This window comes from Streptomyces sp. NBC_00414 (assembly GCF_036038375.1).
Taxonomy (GTDB): domain Bacteria; phylum Actinomycetota; class Actinomycetes; order Streptomycetales; family Streptomycetaceae; genus Streptomyces.
This window is the reverse complement of the sequence record NZ_CP107935.1, coordinates 461,503-480,920: the sequence shown is the minus strand read 5'-3', so window position 1 is coordinate 480,920 and position 19,418 is coordinate 461,503. Positions and strand designations below refer to the sequence as shown.

18 protein-coding genes and 1 pseudogene are annotated in these 19,418 nt (G+C 70.3%); 6 read left to right on the top strand and 13 right to left on the bottom strand.

From position 1 onward, the window contains the following. Positions 1 to 11 precede the first annotated feature (11 nt). Positions 12 to 2,393: a glycoside hydrolase family 3 N-terminal domain-containing protein gene (locus OHS59_RS02265; RefSeq protein WP_328491680.1), complete on the top strand. Its 2,382-nt coding sequence runs from the start codon at positions 12 to 14 to the stop codon at positions 2,391 to 2,393. An 84-nt stretch (positions 2,394 to 2,477) separates the two neighbouring features. On the opposite strand, the gene OHS59_RS02260 is transcribed toward OHS59_RS02265, so the two are convergent. Next, on the bottom strand, positions 2,478 to 3,665 hold the full coding sequence (locus OHS59_RS02260; RefSeq protein ID WP_328491679.1) for a fumarylacetoacetate hydrolase family protein: 1,188 nt from the start codon (positions 3,663 to 3,665) through the stop codon (positions 2,478 to 2,480). Between the two features lie 52 nt (positions 3,666 to 3,717). Beyond that, positions 3,718 to 5,454 (bottom strand): IlvD/Edd family dehydratase, encoded by a 1,737-nt coding sequence (locus OHS59_RS02255; protein ID WP_328491678.1) that lies wholly within the window; start codon positions 5,452 to 5,454, stop codon positions 3,718 to 3,720. 102 nt (positions 5,455 to 5,556) lie between these two features. Between OHS59_RS02255 and OHS59_RS02250 the strand changes: the two genes are divergently transcribed. Beyond that, positions 5,557 to 6,300 (top strand): FadR/GntR family transcriptional regulator, encoded by a 744-nt coding sequence (locus OHS59_RS02250; RefSeq protein ID WP_328491677.1) that lies wholly within the window; start codon positions 5,557 to 5,559, stop codon positions 6,298 to 6,300. 145 nt (positions 6,301 to 6,445) lie between these two features. Here the strand turns inward: OHS59_RS02250 and OHS59_RS02245 are convergent, their stop codons facing one another. The 5 genes from OHS59_RS02245 to OHS59_RS02225 all read right to left on the bottom strand — a co-directional run bounded on the left by OHS59_RS02245 (position 6,446) and on the right by OHS59_RS02225 (position 12,547). Next, positions 6,446 to 7,651 (bottom strand): ROK family transcriptional regulator, encoded by a 1,206-nt coding sequence (locus tag OHS59_RS02245; RefSeq protein WP_328491676.1) that lies wholly within the window; start codon positions 7,649 to 7,651, stop codon positions 6,446 to 6,448. A gap of 13 nt (positions 7,652 to 7,664) precedes the next feature. After that, a complete protein-coding gene (locus tag OHS59_RS02240) occupies positions 7,665 to 8,945 on the bottom strand; it encodes a sugar ABC transporter permease (protein ID WP_328491675.1) in 1,281 nt (426 codons plus the stop codon). Continuing rightward, on the bottom strand, positions 8,942 to 9,718 hold the full coding sequence (locus tag OHS59_RS02235) for an ATP-binding cassette domain-containing protein (protein ID WP_328491674.1): 777 nt from the start codon (positions 9,716 to 9,718) through the stop codon (positions 8,942 to 8,944). The genes OHS59_RS02240 and OHS59_RS02235 overlap by 4 nt, the downstream gene beginning before the upstream one ends. Positions 9,719 to 9,831: 113 nt before the next feature. Then, entirely contained in the window at positions 9,832 to 10,923 is a 1,092-nt protein-coding gene (locus OHS59_RS02230; protein WP_328491673.1) for a sugar ABC transporter substrate-binding protein, read from the bottom strand. 721 nt (positions 10,924 to 11,644) lie between these two features. Further along, a complete protein-coding gene (locus OHS59_RS02225) occupies positions 11,645 to 12,547 on the bottom strand; it encodes a TIGR03619 family F420-dependent LLM class oxidoreductase (RefSeq protein ID WP_328491672.1) in 903 nt (300 codons plus the stop codon). A gap of 708 nt (positions 12,548 to 13,255) precedes the next feature. Here OHS59_RS02225 and OHS59_RS02220 point away from each other — a divergent pair. Beyond that, positions 13,256 to 13,393, top strand: a pseudogene (locus OHS59_RS02220) (IS630 family transposase); the annotation flags it as partial. A gap of 12 nt (positions 13,394 to 13,405) precedes the next feature. Here OHS59_RS02220 and OHS59_RS02215 read toward each other — a convergent pair. The 6 genes from OHS59_RS02215 to OHS59_RS02190 form a co-directional block, all read right to left on the bottom strand. Then, positions 13,406 to 13,789, bottom strand: a complete 384-nt coding sequence (locus OHS59_RS02215; RefSeq protein WP_328491671.1) for a toxin Doc — start codon at positions 13,787 to 13,789, stop codon at positions 13,406 to 13,408. 2 nt (positions 13,790 to 13,791) lie between these two features. Beyond that, positions 13,792 to 14,040 carry an antitoxin MazE7 gene (locus OHS59_RS02210; RefSeq protein ID WP_328491670.1) on the bottom strand — a complete coding sequence of 83 codons (249 nt, stop codon included), beginning with the start codon at positions 14,038 to 14,040 and terminating at the stop codon, positions 13,792 to 13,794. Positions 14,041 to 14,368: 328 nt separating this feature from the next. Next, complete coding sequence (locus tag OHS59_RS02205) at positions 14,369 to 14,710, bottom strand: hypothetical protein (protein ID WP_328491669.1); 342 nt, start codon at positions 14,708 to 14,710, stop codon at positions 14,369 to 14,371. A gap of 331 nt (positions 14,711 to 15,041) precedes the next feature. Beyond that, on the bottom strand, positions 15,042 to 15,482 hold the full coding sequence (locus OHS59_RS02200) for a hypothetical protein (protein WP_328491668.1): 441 nt from the start codon (positions 15,480 to 15,482) through the stop codon (positions 15,042 to 15,044). 183 nt (positions 15,483 to 15,665) lie between these two features. Next, positions 15,666 to 15,845, bottom strand: coding sequence for a DUF6480 family protein (locus tag OHS59_RS02195; protein ID WP_328491667.1), 180 nt, complete (start codon positions 15,843 to 15,845; stop codon positions 15,666 to 15,668). Between the two features lie 180 nt (positions 15,846 to 16,025). Then, positions 16,026 to 16,478 (bottom strand): NUDIX hydrolase, encoded by a 453-nt coding sequence (locus OHS59_RS02190; protein WP_328491666.1) that lies wholly within the window; start codon positions 16,476 to 16,478, stop codon positions 16,026 to 16,028. Between the two features lie 342 nt (positions 16,479 to 16,820). On the opposite strand from OHS59_RS02190, the gene OHS59_RS02185 reads away from it, so the two are divergent. The 3 genes from OHS59_RS02185 to OHS59_RS02175 all read left to right on the top strand — a co-directional run bounded on the left by OHS59_RS02185 (position 16,821) and on the right by OHS59_RS02175 (position 19,364). Next, positions 16,821 to 17,123, top strand: a complete 303-nt coding sequence (locus OHS59_RS02185; RefSeq protein WP_328499016.1) for a helix-turn-helix domain-containing protein — start codon at positions 16,821 to 16,823, stop codon at positions 17,121 to 17,123. Then, positions 17,123 to 18,688, top strand: coding sequence for a helix-turn-helix transcriptional regulator (locus OHS59_RS02180; RefSeq protein WP_328491665.1), 1,566 nt, complete (start codon positions 17,123 to 17,125; stop codon positions 18,686 to 18,688). Before OHS59_RS02185 ends, OHS59_RS02180 begins: the two co-directional genes overlap by 1 nt. A gap of 103 nt (positions 18,689 to 18,791) precedes the next feature. After that, complete coding sequence (locus OHS59_RS02175) at positions 18,792 to 19,364, top strand: helix-turn-helix domain-containing protein (RefSeq protein WP_328491664.1); 573 nt, start codon at positions 18,792 to 18,794, stop codon at positions 19,362 to 19,364. Positions 19,365 to 19,418: the final 54 nt, after the last annotated feature.

The following is a 19,418-nucleotide window of genomic DNA, read 5'->3' as shown; positions in this document are numbered from 1 at the left end:
GTAGGAGGAAAGTGAACGCCGACGTGGCTGTAGAGAACACCCCTGGAATCTCCCTCTGGAACGACCCCACCGTTCCCGTCACGGCGAGAGTCGACGCCCTGATCGGCGCGATGACCCTTCAGGAGAAGACCGCCCAGCTGTACGGGGTGTGGGTGGGCGCCTCCGATCAGGGCGGTGAAGTGGCGCCTCACCAGCACGACATGGAGGAGGCCGTCGATCTCGACGCGCTGCTGCCCACCGGACTGGGCCAGCTGACCCGGCCCTTCGGCACGGTCCCGGTCGACCCAGCCCTGGGCGCGCTCTCCCTGGCCCGCACCCAGACCCGTATCGCCGCCATGAACCGGTTCGGCATTCCCGCTCTCGCGCACGACGAGTGTCTGGCCGGTTTCGCCGCCTGGGGGGCGACGGCCTACCCCGTTCCGCTGTCCTGGGGCGCCACCTTCGATCCGGACACGGTGCGGCGCATGGCCGCCGCCATCGGGCGCGACATGCGGGCCGTCGGCGTCCACCAAGGACTCGCGCCCGTCCTGGACGTCGTGCGCGACGCCCGCTGGGGCCGGGTCGAGGAGACCATCGGCGAAGACCCGTACCTCGTCGGCACCATCGGGACGGCATATGTGCGAGGCCTTGAGTCCGCGGGAATCGTCGCCACCCTCAAGCACTTCGCCGGCTACTCGGCCTCCCGCGCCGGCCGCAACCTCGCTCCCTCCTCGGTGGGCCCGCGCGAGCGCGCCGACGTGCTGCTGCCCCCCTTCGAGATGGCGATCCGTGAAGGCGGCGCCCGGTCGGTGATGAACGCCTACACCGACACCGACGGCATTCCCTCCGCGGCCGACGAGGACCTGCTCACCGGGCTGTTGCGCGACACCTGGGGCTTCGACGGCACCGTCGTCGCCGACTACTTCGCCATCGCCTTCCTGAAGACCCTGCACGGCATCGCGGCCGACTGGGCCGGTGCCGCCGGAACGGCGCTGCGGGCGGGCGTCGACGTCGAACTGCCCAACGTCAAGACCTACGGCGTGCCCCTGACCGAGGCCGTCACCGACGGCCGCGTACCGGAGGCGCTGGTCGATCGCGCCCTGCGCCGGATCCTCACCCAGAAGGCGACGCTCGGCCTGCTCGACCCGGACTGGGACCCCGTGCCGGCAGCGCTCGACGGGGCGGACCTGGCCGATCCGACCGCTCTGCGCGGCCGGATCGACCTGGACAGCCCGGAGAACCGCGCGCTGGCCCGCACGGTCGCCGAGGAAGCGGTCGTGCTGCTGAGCAACGACGGCACCCTGCCGCTCAAGAGGCCGCGCCGCATCGCCCTGCTCGGTCCCAACGCCGACGAGCCCGTCGCCGTACTGGGCTGCTACTCGTTCCCCCAGCACATCGGCGTCCGCCACCCCGGTACCCCGCTCGGCATCGAGTTGCCCACGCTGCGCGACACTCTCGCCGCCGAGTTCCCCGACGCCGAGATCACGGTCGCCCGCGGCACCGGGATCGACGACGGAGACCTCTCCGGCATCCGCGAGGCCGCCCGGGTGGCACGCGAGGCCGACATCGCCCTGGTGGTGCTCGGTGACCGCGCCGGGCTCTTCGGGCGGGGCACCAGCGGCGAGGGATGCGACGTCGAGACGCTGCAACTGCCCGGCGCGCAGCAGCAACTGCTCGACGCCCTGCTCGACCTGGAGACACCCGTGGTCACCGTGCTGCTCGCGGGACGACCGTACGCCCTCGGCCGCGCCGTGCAGGAGTCCGCCGCGATCGTGCAGTCCTTCTTCCCGGGTGAGGAGGGCACGCACGCGATCGCCGGGGTGCTCAGCGGCCGTACCAATCCCTCCGGACGACTCCCGGTCAGCGTGCCGCGCGGGCCGGGCTCCCAGCCGGCCACGTACCTCGGGGCGCGGCTCGCTCACGACAGCGCGGTGTCCAACATCGACCCGACCCCGGCGTTCGCCTTCGGTCACGGCCTGTCCTACACGCGGTTCGACTGGACAGACCTGACCGTGGACGTCCAGGAGGCCGCCACGGACGGGGAGTTCACCTTCGCCCTCACCGTCCGCAACACAGGCGGGCGGTCCGGGACCGAGGTCGTCCAGCTCTATCTGCACGACCCGGTCGCCTCCGTCGTCCAGCCGGTGCAGCGCCTGGTCGGCTACACCCGGGTCGAACTGGAACCGGGTGAGGCCCGGCGCCTTCGTGTCACGCTCCCGGCCGACCTCGCCTCCTTCACCGGACGCGACGGCCGGCGCGTCGTCGAACCGGGCGAGCTGGAGGTGCGGCTGGCCGCCTCCAGCGCGGATCCGCGCCTGACGGCCAGGGTCACGTTGACCGGCGCCGAGCGCCATGTCGATCACACGCGGCGCTTGCACGCCACGATCGAACAGGAGCCTGCCGTCCGGGCATGAACCGGGTGTGCGCGGCGCACGGAGTGACAGCGCCGCGCACACGGGGCGAGCGGCTCCGTCATGGCCGTACGGATCCTCGTGATGTCACAACACGCCGCGCCGGGCGAGGTTGTGCATCAGCGCTCGTACGCCGTACGTCCACGGTGCGGCCTGCTCGCTGGGGACGACGGTGTTGACCAGCGCGCCGAGTCGCGGGCTGGAGATCCGCACGACGTCACCGTACTCGTGGGTGAAGCCCGCGCCGGGTGCCTGTCGGTCCTCGGTGGGGGCGAACAGGGTGCCGGTGAACAGCACGAAGCCGTCCGGGTACTGATGGTGCGGACCGTGCGTGGCGGCCACCAGGTCCAGTACGTCGCGGCTGATCTCGCGCATGGAACTGCTGCCGTGCAGTACGTAGCCGTCCGTGCCGTCGATCCGCAGGCCGATGTCGAGCCCGCGTACGGTGTCGAGGTCGAAGCCCTCGTCGAGCAGGCGCAGGAAAGGGCCGATCGCGCAGGAGGCGTTGTTGTCCTTCGCGCGGGACAGCAGCAGGGCGCTGCGTCCCTCGATGTCGCGGAGGTTGACGTCGTTGCCGAGCGTCGCGCCGCGTACCCGGCCGCGCGAGTCCACGACGAGGACGACCTCGGGCTCGGGGTTGTTCCACACCGAGGCGCCGAGCACTCCGATGTCGGCGCCGGTGCCGACCGCGGACAGTACCGGGGCCTTGGTGAACACTTCCGGGTCCGGCCCGATGCCGACCTCCAGGTACTGCGACCACAGTCCTTCGGAGACGAGCAGTTCCTTGGCCTTGTCCGCTTCCGGTGATCCGGGACGGATGCCGTCGAGCGTGCCGCCCACCACCCGCGTGACGCGGGAGCGCACGCGCGCGGCCTGCGCCGGGTCGCCGCCCGTGCGCTCTTCGATGACGCGTTCCAGCAGACTCCCGGCGAAGGTGACGCCCGCGGCTTTGATCACTTGCAGGTCGATCGGGGCGAGCAGATGCGGAACGTCCCGGTGGCCGGCCGGTGCCTCCAGCAGTTCGTCCAGGCGCCAGACCTGTCCGCCGTCGGCCTCGCGGACGACTGCCGCAGCGTCGTCGCGTTCCATCAGGTCGGCGACGGTGGGTGCGACGCCTGTCAGGTCGACGACCCGCTCGCCGCGGACCGCGGCCACACACGGTCCGTCGCACTCCGGGTCGTGGACGCGCGCGACGAGGGCGGCTCGGCCGGCGTCCGCGGGCAGGACGGAGCCGGCGGTGAGGACCGGACGAGGGAGCGCTGCTGCCGATTCCACGATCGATGCTCTCCTGGATTCGAGATTCGAGGGGGTGCGGTCGCCCGGGGACTCAGTGCGAGTCGCGGGGGATCTCGTGTCCACGGCTTCCGCGCAGGAAGCCGAAGTCGGCGCCCCGGTCGGCCTGTTCCACGTTGTCGGTGTAGAGCCAGGCGTAGCCGCCGGCGTGCCGCTGGGCGGGTGCCCTCCATGCCTGCCGGCGTCGCGTGAGCTCGGCGTCGTCCACGTCCAGGCGCAGGGTGCGGTTCGGGACGTCCAGGACGACGAGGTCCCCGTCGCGCACCAGGGCGAGCGGCCCGCCGACGGCGGCCTCGGGCGCCACGTGCAGGACCACCGTCCCGTACCCGGTACCGCTCATCCGGCCGTCGCAGACGCGCACCATGTCCTTGACGCCGGCCTTCAGCAGTTTGGCGGGCAGTGGGACGTTGGCCACCTCGGGCATGCCGGGGTAGCCCTTGGGTCCGGCGTTGCGGATGACGATGACGGTGTTCTCGTCGATGTCGATGTCCGGGTCGTCGGACACCTCGTGATATGCCTCGGGGGAGTCGAAGACGCGCGCGGGGCCCTGGTGGGTGAGCAGGTGCGGTGACGCGGCGGACTGCTTGATCACAGCGCCGTCGGGGCACAGGTTGCCGCGGAGGACGGCGATACCGGTGCCGGCCGGCTGGAAGGGGGCGTCGAGGCCGGTGATGACGTCGGAGCCGAACCGTTCGGCGTTCTCGGTGTTCTCGGCGATGGTGTGCCCGTTGACCGTGATCTGTTCACCGTGCAGCAGCTTGCCGCCGAGCAGTTCGGCCATGACGGCGGGCAGGCCGCCCGCGTAGCAGAAGTCCTCCATGAGGTATTTGCCGCTGGGCATCAAGTTGACCAGGGTCGGCACCGCGCGGACCAGGTCGTCGAAGTCCCGCAGGTTCAGGTCGACGCCGACACGTCCGGCGATGGCGGTCAGATGGATGACGGCGTTCGTGGAGCCGCCGATGGCCGCGTTGACCCGGACGGCGTTCTCGAAGGCCTTCCGGGTGAGGATCCGCGAGGGGCGCAGCTCCTCCTCCACCATCCGTACGATGCGCTGCCCGGCCGTCTGCGCGGTCTCCATCCGCCGGGCATCGACCGCGGGCCAGGCCGCCGAGCCCGGCAGCTGCATGCCGAGCGCCTCGGCCATGCAGGCCATCGTCGAGGCGGTCCCCATCGTCATGCAGTGCCCGTTGGAACGGGCCATGCAGCCTTCCGCGAAGAAGCACTCCTCCTCGGTCATCCGGCCGGTCTTCAGGTCCTCCTCGAACTTCCACACGTGGGTGCCGGATCCCACGTCCTGGCCCCGGTACTTGCCGTTGAGCATGGGTCCGCCGGTGACCATGACGGCGGGCAGGTCGACGCTGGCGGCGCCCATGAGCATGGCGGGGGTCGTCTTGTCGCAGCCGGACAGCAGCACGACACCGTCGAGCGGATTGGCCCGGATCAGCTCCTCGACCTCCATGGCCATGAGGTTGCGGTACAGCATGGCGGTGGGACGCATCAGGGTCTCGCCGGTGGCCATGGTGGGGAACTGGAGCGGCAGGCCGCCCGCCTGCCACACGCCGCGCTTGACGGCTTCGGCGACACGCGTCAGATGGGCGTTGCACGGGGCGAGTTCGGAGGCACTGGTCGCGATGCCGATGACGGGACGCCCGTCGAACACCTCGTGCCCGAACCCCTGGTTGCGCATCCAGGAGCGGTACACCATCCCGCTGCGGCCCGTTGCGCCGAACCATGCCTGGCTGCGGCGACTCGTCTTCTGACCGTCGGTCATGTAGGCACTCCCGGCTGTGGGGTCGTCGGCTTCGCGCTGGGCGTTGTCGGGTGAGGATCCGCAGGCCGTACTCTGTGACTCAATCATTAAATGATTCGATGAATGGCGTCCAGGGGGTGGGCGGAGATCGTGGTGCACTTTCTGACCATGCACCAGCGCGTGGTCGACGAGCTCGGGCGGCGCATCGTGGGGGGCGCGTGGGAGCCGGGGGACCCGCTGCCGGTCGAGGACGCGCTCGCGGCCGAGGCCGGCGTCAGCCGAGGGGTGTTGCGGGAGGCGGTGAAGGCGCTGGTGGCCAAGGGGATGCTGCGTGTACGCCCGCGTACCGGCACGCGCGTGCTGCCCCCGGAGCACTGGAACCACCTGGACCGTGACGTGCTGCGCTGGAAGCAGTCCGAGGACGCCACAGCTCTGCTGCACGACACGGGCGAACTGCGCCGGATCGTCGAGCCCGAGGCGGCCCGCCTCGCAGCCGACCGGGCCGGACCCGACGACGTACGAGTCCTGTACGACGCCCTGGCGGCGATGGAGGCCGCGGCGGCGGAACCCGGCCGCGGCGGCTACGTGGAGGCCGACATCGCCTTCCACCGGGCCCTGTTCGACGCCAGCGGCAACCGTCTCCTCGGCTCACTGGGCCGCGCTGTCGACATCGCGCTGGAACACAGCTTCCTCGTCAGCACCCGGACGCCCGGCGCGGTGGAAGCCTCGCTGCCGGGGCACCGCGCCGTCGTGCGGGCCGTCGAGGCCCGCGATCCCGAGGCCGCGGCGACCGCCGTACTCGCCATCATCAAAGCCGCCGAACAGGAGATCGCCCAGTCACCCGGACTGCCGAACGATGCCGTTTGACCTGTCACGGCCGCGACCTGCGACCCGACGTGCGACCTGCGGTGCCAGGGACGACCACTTCGCTCCGCTGCCTGCCCCTGCCCCTGCCCCGGCCCCGGCTCTGACCCCCGGTCCGGGCTTCGGGCCGGCCGCGTCGCCGTACCGGTTACGCGCCGGCGCGGGCCAGCATCTCCAGAGGGCCCACCAGGATCTCGGAGAAGGCGAGTTCGGCGGCTCCGATGAGCACCGCGTCGTCACCGAGTTCCCCCACGCGCAGCCGCAGGTGCTCGCGGGAGGCCGTGAGGGCGAGACGGTTGATACGGCTGCGGATCTGAGCGGCCGAGCCGAGGAACACCTCGCGGAGCGTCCCGCCGAAGACGACCGTGCGCGGGTTGAGCACATTGACCAGGTTGGCGACGCCGATGCCGAGCCAGTCACCGACGTCGTGCAGGGCGGCGCGGGCGGTGATGTCGCCCCGGTCGGCCGCCTCGACGACGGCGTGCACGGCCTCCCGGCCGGTGGCCGACGGGTCGCGCCGCGCGGCCTCCAGCAGGGCGCGTTCCCCCGCCTCGGCTTCGAGGCAGCCGCGCGCCCCGCAGCCGCAGGGCCTGCCGTTGCGCGGGTTGACGATCATGTGCCCGATCTCGCCGCCGTATCCCGCGTCGCCGCCCAGCAGCTGGCCACCGGTGATGACACCGCCGCCGATGCCGATGTCGCCGTGCAGGTACACGAGGTCCTGGCAGCCGGTTCCGGCACCGCGCAGGTGCTCAGCGAGCGCGCCGAGACTGGCCTCGTTGCCCACCGAGACGGGAAGGCCGAGACCCAGCCGGAGCATGAGGTCCTCGCCGAACTCCTCGTCCTGCCAGCCGAGGTAGGGGGCGGCGCGGACGAGGCCGTCGGATCGGCGCACCATCCCGCGGACGGCGGCGGCCACGCCGACGCAGTAGGTGTCGGGCCGTGCTGTGCCCACCATGTCCAGCGCGGAGCAGGCGAGGACCTCGGCCACCTTGCCGGCGTCGCGACGGTCGGGACCGACGGCGATCTCCCTGCGGTCGAGGAAGACCCCGCCCAGGCCGATGCGGGCGGCTGCCACCCGGTCCACACCCACGTCGAAGGCGAGGACGTACACACGGTCGGACTCGGGCCGTACGACCAGGGACGGCCGGCCGGCCCTGCCGGTGTCACGGGGCAGTTCCTCGCGGACCAGGCCGGCCGAGCCCAGCTCGCTCACCAGACCCAGGATGGTGCTGCGGTTGAGCCCCATGCGCTCCGCCAGGACGGCCCGCGACATGGATCCGCCGATGTGCACATGACGGAGCACCGTGCCGAGGTTGTGCCGGCGAATCTCCTCCTGCGAGGGACCGGCTTTCATGGAACCCCAGACGTCATCGTTGTACGGCCCGGCGACGGGACAGGGCGTCCACGCCTGCGGCCACCAGCAGAACCGAACCCGTGACAGCGTACTTGACCCCTGAGCTGTACCCCATGAGGCCCATGCCGTTCTGGATGACCGCGACCACCATGCCGCCGAGCACGGCGTCGACGACCCTGCCCCGCCCGCCGAACAGGCTCGTCCCGCCGATCACGGCGGCGCCGACCGCCAGCAGCAGCACGTTGCTGCCGCCTGTGTTGGGGTCGACCGAGTTGCCCCGGGACGCGGCGATGATGCCGCCGACCGCGGCCAGCGAGGAGCAGATGACGAACGCGGAGATCCGGATGGCCGCCACGTTGATGCCGGCCCGGCGGGCCGCCTCGGCGTTACCGCCCACCGCGTAGATGTGCAGGCCGAACGAGGTGCGCTGGAGCAGGAACGTACCGGCGATGAGCAGGACGGCGATGACCGGCACCACGATCGGCACGCCCTTGAGCGAGTCGACGATGACATTGCGGCTGCGCTCCTGGTTGAGCAGGTGGACGGCGATGGCGCCGAGCACCGCCATGCCGCCGATCCTGACCGCGAGCAGGGCGAGTGGAGCGGGGGCGAGCCCGCGCCGCCTGCGGTTCCTGCTCTGCCGGAACTGGATCGCCGCGTACGCCCCGACACTGACGGCGAGCAGTACCCAACCCAGCGCGGGAGAGAGGTTGTTGTTCGCGACGGCCAGGATCGTGTCGTCCCGGATCGAGATGTTGGTGCCTTCCTTCAGCAGCATCAGCACGATGCCCTGGAACCCCAGGAAGGCGGCCAGCGTGACCACGAACGAGGGGATGCCGACCTTCGCCACCAGCAGGCCGAGCACCAGACCGATGACCGTGCCGGTGAGGATCGCCGCGCCGGCCGCGCCGTACCAGGGCCATCCGTGGTCGGTGAGCAGGATGGCGAGGACGGCGGCGCAGACCCCGCTGGCGTACCCCGCGGACAGGTCGATCTCGCCGAGGAGGAGGACGAAGACCAGCCCCATGGCGATGGCTATGCTGCCCGCGCCCTGCGTCAGCAGGTTGGCGAAATTCAGCTCGGACAGGAAGACCGGGCGCAGGGCGGCGAAGAACACGCACAGGACGATCAGACCGAGTACGGCGGGGAGGGCGCCCAACTCGCCGCCCCGTACCCGATCGACGTAGTTCCGGGCGACCGAGCGCAGACTCGCGGGTCCGGGCGCTCCGTTCTTCTTCGGCGTACCGGAACCGCGCGGCAGTTCCGGCTTCTCGGGGGCGACTGCGGCGGTCATGCGGTGACTCCGTTGCTGTGGGCGAGGCCGAGGTCCCCGCTGCGGCCCGAGGTGATGAGTTCGACGACCTGGGAGTGCGTCACGTCCGACGTGCTGACCTGGGCGGCCATCCGTCCCAGGTAGAGGGCGGCGATCCGGTCGGACACCGCGAAGACGTCGTTCATGTTGTGCGAGATCAGGACCACGGCGAGACCGTTGTCGGCCATTCGCCGGACCAGTTCGAGGACTTGTGCCGTCTGGGCGACACCGAGCGAGGCGGTCGGCTCGTCCAGGACGACGACCTTGCTGTTCCACAGCACGGCCTTGGCGATGGCCACGGTCTGCCGCTGGCCGCCGGAGAGACTGGAGACCTGCTGGCGAATGGACTTGACGGTGCGCACCGACAGCCCTTCGAGAGTCTGGGCGGCCATCTCCTCCATCGTCGCGTCGTCCAGGACGAGCCCCCGGCGCTTCTCGCGGCCGAGGAACATGTTCTGCACGATGTCGAGGTTGTCGCAGAGCGCCAGGTCCTGGTACACGATCTCGACGCCCAGGGTCGCCGCCTCGCGCGGGCTGTGCACCTGCACCTGCTCACCCTCGAACCAGTACTCGCCGCCGTCGAACGGGTGGATCCCGCCGATGCACTTGACCAGGGTGGACTTGCCCGCGCCGTTGTCTCCGACGAGGGCGGTCACCTCCCCCGGACGGACGTCGAAGGACACGTCGTGCAGGACCTGCACGGCGCCGAAGCTCTTGTCGATCCCGCGCAGTCGCAGGATCGGGGTCGCTGTCATGGAAGACGGCTCCTTAGGGTCGTTAGGTCGCGGGTCCCGGGGAAGCGGGAGCCCCGGGACCCGCGGCCGGCCGGCCGGACCGGGGGGCAACGGTCCGGCCGGCCGGTGCAGGGCTACTTGATGCCGGCCTCGGTGCACAGGGCGGCGTACTTGCCCTTGCACAGGTCCTTCTTGGCGACGAAGCCGTCGTCCACGACGTCCTGGACGTCCTCCTTGTAGATGGCCACCGGCGTCTCCAGCACGGACGGGACCTTGCGCTTGCCCTCGGGGTCCTCGACGGTCGCGTTCGTCTCGCCCTTCTCGCCCTTGGCGAGGGAGACGGCGAGCCTGGCCGTGGCGTCCGCCTCCTTCTTGACCGCCTTGTACACGGTCATGCACTGGTCGCCCGCAAGGACGTTCTGCAGGCCCTGCACGCCGGCGTCCTGACCGGTGACCGGCACCTCACCGTTGCGGTTCTGCTTGCGCAGGACGGCGATGGCCGCGTTGCCGAGAGTGTCGTTGGCGGCGAGCACGCCGCCGATCCTGGGCTGGCTGGTGAGCATCTGCTCGAAGATGGTGCTGGCCTGGGCGCTGTCCCAGTCCGGGACGGACTGGTCCGGGCCCTTCACGTACTCGCCCGACTTGTACTTCGGATCGAGGACACTGTTGTAGCCCTCGGCGAAGAGAGTGGCGTTGTTGTCCGTCGGTGAGCCGTTGAGGGTGGCGATGATGGGCTTCTTGGCCTTCATGTCCGTCAGGCACTTGCTGAGGCCCTCGCCCTGCAGCTTGCCGACCGCGACGTTGTCGAAGCTCACGTAGTACTGGGCGGAGCCGCCGAGGGTGAGCCGGTCGTAGTCGATCGTGGCGACGCCCTGCCCCTTGGCCTTGTCCAGAACCGCCTTGCCCGTGCCGCTGTCCAGGTTCACGATCACCAGGACGTTCACACCGCTGGTGATCATCTGGTCCGCGATGGTCTGGAACTCCTGCTTGTCGTTCTGCGCGTTCTGGATGTCGTACTCGACGCCCGCCGCCTTGAACGCCTCGGAGAGGTACTTGCGGTCCGCGGTCTCCCAGCGGGCCGAGGACTTGCTGTCCGGGAGGATCACGCCGATCTTCGGCTTGGCGTCGGAGCCGGAATCACCGTCGCCGGACGAGGAGTCGCCGCAGGCGGTGAGTGAGCTGACCAGTGCCACCGAGGCGGCAGTGAGGACGAGTCCCTTGCGCATGGGCAGGGTCCTTTCTGGTGTTACGGCCGGACGACCGGACGTACGAGGGTGGCGGGAAGGAGCCGAGAAGCGTGCCCTCGGGGGAAATGCCGGGTGTCGGTTGATCCGCCCGGGCTGAATGTTGTGAGCGGGAACTTACGGCGCTCCGGACCCTGTGCCCAGACCGTGGGAAGCGCTATTTGTCATCCGCCATAACAATTAGGTGACGCTGCCACAACGCGGTGAGCTCACCGCCTCTTGCGCCTCATGAGTCCGGAGACTTCGTGCGGTTGGGCGGGGGCGGGGGCGGGGCGCGGCAGGGGCCGGGGAGTGGCGGCGCATGGGGGTGGCTGCGTGGCTGCGTGGCGGCGAACGGGGCCCGAACTCCTCCCCCGGCAGGGCGTTGACGCGGAGGTGCCTCAAGCCGGGGGCGTTCGGGGGCGTATGAGCTGCGACGGAACGGTTGCTGCGGCTCGGTGTGCGCAGGCGGCAGATGCGCGCGGGTACGGCCCGTGACGGCGCGGTGCCGTTGTCTCGCACCACCGAGCGGCGGTGAGGGACAACGGCACCGTGACACTGTCGATCCTGCAGTGGACAGACGTGCTGCTGATCGAACTGGGGTGGGCCTCAGACCGGTTGCAGGCTGGGATCGTCAGGGGAGAGGGAGAGGGAGAGGGAGGGCGGGGGAGAGGGCGGGGGCCGGGCGGTGCGTATAGCGGTGGGCAGGGCCTGGCTCGGCCTCTCAGCCTTCCTTCACCAGGGTGAGGATCTCGGCGGCCAGTTCGATCGAGTCCTCGACGGTGTCGGCGGTGTAGAGGGAGTCGACCATGAAGTGAGCGATCCCGGTGCGCTCGTGCACGGACTTGACGGTGTCGACGACGACCGAGGTCGGCGTACCGGCGTCGATGTTGACGCGCAGAACCGTGTCGATGTTCTCCGGGTCGCGGCCGGCCTCGTGGGCCTGGCTGTCGATGAGGGCGCGCTGGGCGACGAGTCCGTCGATGTCGACATAGCTGGGCACCACGCACAACGGCAGCCAGCCGTCGCCTCGCAGGGCCACCCGGCGCAGGGCGCGCTCGGACATGGCTCCCAGGTAGAGGGGCGGACGGGGGCTCTGCCGGGGCTTGAGCGGGGCGTGGTGCAGCGGCACGGTGATGTGGGTGCCCTTGTACTCGGCCGGGTCGGTGGTCCATATGGCGTCGAGGGCGTCGAGCAGCTCCTCCATGCGCGCGCCGCGCTTGTGGAAGTCGAGTCCGGCCGCCTCGTACTCCTCCGGGGACCAGCCGATGCCGAACCCGGGCAGCAGGCGTCCTTCGCTCACCAGGTCGAGGGTCGTCAGCGAACGGGCGAGCTGGACCGGCGGGTACAGCGGCGCGATCAGTACGTGCATACCCAGCTGAACGCGCTCGGTGACGCTCGCGGCCGCACCCAGCAGGACGAAGGGGTCGGCGGCCGGGTTGAGTTCGGCCGGGATGGTGTCGCCCTGGCCGCCGTAACCGATCTTCGGGGACACCGCGGCCAGGTTGCGGTCGCCGACCCACACGCTCGCGGCGCCCGCCTGCTCGACCTCACGGGCGAACCGGGCGATGCGGGAGATGCCGAAAGCCTGCTTGTGGAACTGCGGAAGCGCGAAGCCGATCTTCATGTTCTGTCTTTCCTTGCTGAGGCACGGCCGGGCGGGCCGGCGGATGCCCGGAACGGTCGAGCGACCGGCTCTGGTCACCGGGCACCCGTCGCCAAGTAGGCGTCCACACAAGGTAGTTGTCCCTGCAACCAACGACCACGGAGACGCGCCGGGGCACCTCTTTCCAGGTTGGTCCCGAACGGGGTTCGCCTCGCGGTGGATGTCAGGTTCTGTTCCCGTTCGGGCGTCGCCCGCCGTCGGCCAGACACCCGCACCCAGTCGTAGGAACGGAACCAGGCCGGCCCGTACTCACTTAAAGTGCCTGGGTGTTCAATCGGCTTGAGGTCAGCGTGTGCCACCGGGACCCCGATGGGCTGCCCAGCTGTCCATCCGGATCGACGGCGAGGAAGTGGTGGCTGCGGCGACCGGGGAGGGAGGCCGCGGCCCGTTTGCCGAGGAGGCGTTGCCGGTCGAGGGCCAGGGGCCACTGTGGGCGACGGCCGAGGGGTGTCGCGCAGTACTGGGTGAGCCCGAGTGCACGGGCGGATGCTGTGGCTACCTGTCCGTGTTCGTGCAGCGTCACGGTGGGATCGTGGAGTGGTCCGACTGGCAGGTACCCGTTGACGGTGCGCGCCCTCCGGCTTTTCACTTCGACGCCGATCAGTACGACGCCGAACCGACCCGCGCGCTGACAACGTTTGGCTCGTGACGGTCCGCCGCGCGGGTGGGCGCATCGAAGCCCGGTTCACTGCCCTGCGCCACTTCACCCTCGGCGGCACCGAGCACGCCGACCACAAAGAGCAGGGCGGCATGATCCGCCGCTACATCATCCGGCAAAACCGCCACGCCGACGACCGAAGCCTACGGACGGACCGACGCTCAGGCGGGCGGGCTCAGGGAGCGCAGCCGGTCGGCGATGTCGTACACGGTCAGGCGCAGCGCGCGGATGTCGGTGATCAGGTCGTGCCAGGGTTCGTACGCGGAGGTGTCGGCGTTCGCCCCGGACGCCTTGAGGTAGGCGACGGCGACGCCGTAGGCGAAGAACTCGTTGCGGGCGGGCAGCGGCCGCAGCAGCACGATCTGCTCCATGAGTGCGGCCGCCCGCCAGTACGCGTCCGGCGAGCCCTCCGCCAGCTGCGGGGTGTTCACCCGGTGGCGTGCCACGGCGGCCACGAGCGCGGAGTAGTCCAGTACGCCCAGATCCTTGCCGAGCAGTTCCTCCTGTCGGTCCAGGAGCCAGCGGATGTCGATGTGCAGGTCCAAGGTCAGGCCGCCCGGCGCGCGGTGCGGGTGGGCCGGGGCAGTCCGCCGAAGTCACGGTCGAAGGCTTCTGCGATGCCCGGCTGGGAGACGGCTTCACGGAACGCGTCCGTCGCCACGCCCAGCTTGAGCTGGTTCTCCTGCTCCACGGCCAGCTCGGCGAGCAGGGCGCGCACGCTTGTCTTGCGGGCGGCGGCGATCGCGTTGAGGCGGTCCCGGGTCTCGGTGTCGATCTTCACGGTGGTATCAGCCATGCCCTGAGTATGCACCCATGACTACCTTTATGAATACCTGGTGCGGCCAGCCCAGGCCAGCCCAGGCCAGCCCAGGCCAGCCCAGGCCAGCCCAGGCCAGCCCAGGCCAGCCCAGGCCAGCCCAGGCCAGCCCAGGCCAGCCCAGGCCTGGAACGCGGCTCCCGGGCAGTGCGCCGAGGGGTGCGAGTCGGCGTGCGGTGGGCGGCGGGCGCCCGGTTCCGGCGGCGCCGGCCCGACGAAGCCATGCTGCACCCCCGCGAAGCGGTAGGACGCGTCCTGCACGACGTCCCGGGCCGCGGACGGCCGTCCATGACCCTCCTCCCGCCAGTCAGTCTCCGACGAAGACGAGGTAGCTCCCGGGAGTGGCAGCACAGTCCTTCAGGTATACGGCGAGGTCGCGGACGGCTTCTGTCTGGGCTTCGTCAGTGCAAAGGCCCAGAAGAGCTGGAATCTCGCGGAGCGCCGCCTCGGCTTCTTGCTCGTTGAGGACCGTGTCGTTGTACGGGTCGACGGTCCAGAGCTTCCCCGACGTGTTGAGGGGGAGCTTGACGATCAGCTGAGCCAACGCCTCACCGTGCTCGTGCGACTGGTGCATCAACGTCGGCTTGCGCTTCGAGCGTCGGTTGGGCCAGTGCGGGCGACTGTCATGCAACTGCAGGTCGATCCCCATGACCTGATTCTCTCCCGGTCACGCCTGACGCCGGTGTGCATGTCGGTCGGTCGAATGGTCACTCGGTTACTCGGTCACTCGAAGCTGGTCACTCGAACCCGGTCACCCAAAGCGGGAATCGAGGGAAGGCCCAGCCCCACCGGGCAAATCCACCCCGGCCCGGGTCAACCGTAGGCCTACATCGGCCTGTACAGGTGGTGGGTCGGTCGTCGGTGGGGTTGCCCGGTGGCGAGGACTGAGCCGACGTCGTAGCGAGTGTCGGGACGCCGATTTCTGGAGCCGGGTGGGCGGCCCGGTCGACTCGACGCGAGTGTGCGCCGGTGATGTCCGGTCAGCGGCGGCCGGTGGACAGGATGACGAGGAACTGGCCGCCGCCCGGCTCGATGTCGGCGGTCACCGGCAGCCCCGGCACCAGTCGGGAGAACCGGTCCACCAGCCAATCCGCCGCCTCCTGGGCGTCCCGCCTGGTCGGACAACGGCCCACCATCTCGCGGCCGCCCTTGCGCTCCAGCCTCCCGGCAACCGTGATCAGCGGCGCGGGTTCGACCACGTACAGGCGGTCCGGCCAGGCGATGACCACCTTGACCGCACCCTTGCGGGTGTTGCACCCGCGGTGCGCGAGCCGCTCGGCGACCTTGGCCTTCCGGTCGGCGGTCCGGCTGTCGACGCTGGGGCCCCGCGCGTCGTTCACCGACTCGTCGGGGTCGACCGGTTCGTCACATACCCAGCACAGCCAGCCGTCGCGCTTGGCCACATCATCAAGGAGACTCACCCGAGCAAACTAGCCTGCGCGGCCACCACCTCGCGCACCAGGGCCCGGCAAAGTCTCGACACCGGCCGACAGAGCCGCCTGGTTCGAGGAACCGCCGCCCCACGACCCACGTGACGTCGGGAAAGCGACCAGGCGCCCGAGAGCATCATCGAGCGCGCCGACCCCAGAGGTTGAAGGACAGGGTTAGAGGGCGAAGATACGGGCGATGAAGAAGGCCGCCACGATCACGGCGCCGAAGACAATCAGCCAGACCCAGACGCCGGGGTGTTCCCAGATTCCTCCATCAGCGCGTTCCTCGTGTGCCTCGGCGATCGAGCCCTCGGCCGGGGGCGTCTCCTCTGGGGGTACGCGCGGATCCGTCATGACTTCAGGCTCACGCAGATCACGTGTGCGCGCATCCGCAGATTCTCCTGGCGCCCCGCATCTGCTGAGAGCGCGGCGGCGGAGCCGGTCAGCCGCTGCGAGCAGCAGACGATCAGACATCCACCCGCAGAGCGTGGTCGCGGAATACGCCGACGTCCGCCCCGGCGTCCCGCGACGCGCTCAGGGGATCGTCTCGCCGCGTACCAGGGGCAGGCACACGGGCTGGATGCCCTGAGGGAGGTCGTCGGGGCGGCACCAGCGGGCTTCCAGGATCTCGAAAGGGTCGAGGCGCAGTTCACCGCCGAGGAGACGTGCCTCGTAGGCCACTTCCATGCGGGTGCGGAAGCCGCTGTTCAGCATGACCAGGCGGCCCACCTCCACATCGAGACCGGTCTCCTCCCTGACCTCGCGGACCACGGTCTGCCGGAAGTCCTCACCCTTGTGCGCGAAACCGCTCGGCAGGCCCCATTGGCGGTTCGGCGGCCACATACGGTGCCGGAGCAGCAGGACCTGGCCGTCGTCGTCGCGAACGACACCGATCACGCCGACCACGAACTTGGCGTTCAGGGACCACACGATGCGGTTCTGAACGGGGCGCAGGAGCCGCCAGAGGCGGGCAAGGAGTCGTCGCACGGGGCCTCGGTCAGTCGGAAACAGACGGGACGTCACCTGTGGGAACGCTACAGCCCCGCCGCCGTCCCCAAGACGGCGCGTCACCTGATGCTCTGCACCTGCCCGACCGCGCAAGGGCTTCGCGACGCCTGGTCCGGCACCACCGGAATTCGCACCGAGCGCACCCGCGGTCCCCAGGCGTTCCACAGACGGGACGGCGGCCGGAGGCGGAGCGTGGCCGACACCCCGGTCCCCGGCGCGACATCGGCAATCGCTTCGCATTCGATCGGCGTACCCGTACGCATTATTGATGCAGATTACGAATATTTCGTGGGCTTTACGTGGTAAGGTGTCGGCGTGAGTATGAGCCTTGAGGAGCGGATGCGTTCCGCGGTCGCCGCGCTCCTTCATGCGGCGGGCGAGTCGCAGACCGAGCTCGCCGCTGCACTGGGGGTGAGTCAGGCGCAGGTGAGCCGTCGTCAGTCCGGGACCGCAGCGTGGAGTCTGGCCGACTGCGAAGCGGTGGCCGCGCACTACGGCATCACCGCGCACGACCTCCTGGCCGGCCCGACCCGGGCCGTCGAGGCACTCCCTGCGGAGCGCCGCCGGGTGCCCGGCCGCCCGGCTGCCGGTGCTCGCTCCGCGCCCGTGGAGGGGAAGATCTGATGGCGGACTTCAAGGCGATCGACGCCCTGCTCGCCACCGCGTCGTCGGAGCGGACGCCGCTGCCGTCCGCCGAGGAGCGGCGTCGACTGCGCGAGGGCCTGTACCTCTCGCGCGCGCAGCTCGCGCAGGTCCTGGGAGTCGGTCCGTCCACGGTTGGCGGCTGGGAGGCCGGGCGGGACCCGAGCGGGGAGGTGCGGGAGAAATACGCGTACTTCCTTGAGGGTGCCCGCACCAAGCTGGACGCCGCTACTGCGACCGTTGTGGAGCCCAGCGACGACGAGTCGATGGAAGTCGAGCCGACGGAAGTCGAGCCGCCCGCCGAACCGCACGACGAGGACGGTGGCGGCGACGTGCTGGCCGTCGCGCAGCCGTGTGTGCTGTGCGGACAGCCGGCCCGCCACCAGGTCGAAGGATTCCCCCAGCACCTGGACCCAGCCGAGTGCGCCCCGGCCCCGGCAGTACCTGTACCCGCGCAGCCGGAGAAGCCCGAGCCCGCGGTCCGCACGGCTCCGCGGCAGTCGGCGCCCGCCGGGAAGCCGCGCCCCGCGGCGTCCGGTGTGAAGGTGGTGCCGGTCGGCCGTCGACTGCAGACCGCCGACACCCCCGACCGGATCGGCTCCGCGGTCACGGCCGCGCTCGCCGAACACACCGGTGACGTCGAAGCGGCCACGGCCGCGCTGGTGAAGCGGGCGATCCCGGACGCGATGGCGCTGCTGGATCACACGCGTAAGGGCGGGCGTTACGACGTGGTCGCCCACCCGTGGCTGCCCGACATCCTGCGCAAGCAGAGTGCCCGCGGCGCCGACCAGGTGTGGGAGGCCCGCCCCAAATGGACCCGGCCGGAACTGCCCGCGGGCGAGCATGAGATCACCGCGCTGGACATCAACGGCGCCTATCTGTCGGCGTTGAAGACGCATCTGCCGATCGGCCAGCTGGAACACTCCACGGGCGACCATCACGACCGGCGGCGTGCCGGCCTGCACCTGATCACTCCTGCGGTCTGGGAGCACGGCGCCTACCTGCCGGATCCGATCGGCGACCGGGACGAGCCCGGCCCTCTGTGGGTGACCGAACCGACCCTGCGTCTCCTGTTGCGGGTGTCGGGTCCGAAGTACGGGCTGTGCGACCCGCCGCAGATCCACGAGTCGTGGACGTCCGGGGCGACCGAAGGGCTGTTGGAGAAGTTCCGCATCGCGCTGAAGGACGCCCGCGACCGGGCCATCGGCGAGGACGACACGGTCACCCTGGAGTACGTGAAGGCGATGTACTCGAAGTTCGTCTCGACACTGGGGGAGTCGAACTACAACCGGGAGCTCTACCGCACCGACTGGATGCACCTCATCCGCTCGCAGGCCTTCGCCAACCTGTGGTGGAAAGCCCACCGCGCCTACGACGAAGGCCTCGTGGTCGTTCGCGCCATGGGCACCGACGAACTCCACGTGGCCGGCGACTGGCGAGCCGTCTTCCCGGAGGGTCGCGGTGTCACCGAGGTGAAGGTCAAGGACATCTACACCGTCGGCACCGACCCTGACGTCGCCCACGAACCCTCAGAAGACGCTTCCTAGCGCCGTCCTTCCTCCCGGCGTCAAACGCCTCCCCGCCGGGGCGGCAGAACGGTGCCCACGGCCCGTACAGTGATCCAGCAACCCGAGGGATTCGGAAGAGACGATGCCTGAGCGGAACATCGAGTTCGGTAAGTACGGTGCTCGCGGCCTCAAGGGTCACGAGGCCGTCGCCCGTCAGCTGGACGACCTCGCCGGTTACATCGCCACCCCCGTCACCGCCCGCCGCGGTCTGACGGCCCGCCTGCACTACCTCACTCGCAGCATCCACGCCCGCCAGGCGGCCCGTGCGGCCGGACTGACCGTCACGGACCGCACCCTGCGCGCCTGGCTGGCCGGCACCCGAGCGCCCTCACGCAAGAACCTCGAACGCATCGAGCAGGCGTATCGCACCGTGCGGCGGGAGAACGTCGCCCGCTACCTGACCGCCCGCCTCAACCGTCAGGGCCGCGGCACCCGCGTGGAGATCCACCCGCTCAACCAGTCCCAGGTCGAGCGGCCCCGCCAGCGCGCGGTGGAGTTCCGGACCATGAACGTCCGCCGCTGGGACCGTATCGTCGCCGCGTGGGCGGCCGACGACGAGCGGGAACTGGACGAGGCGTGGGTGGACCAGGTCGTCGACCTCGGCTCGCAGTGGGGCCAGTACGAGTACGTCACCAACATCGGTTTCGCCGCCTGACCTTCTGCCGGTAGGCGGACAGGGAGGCAGGCAGGCGAACGGCCGACCAGGTTG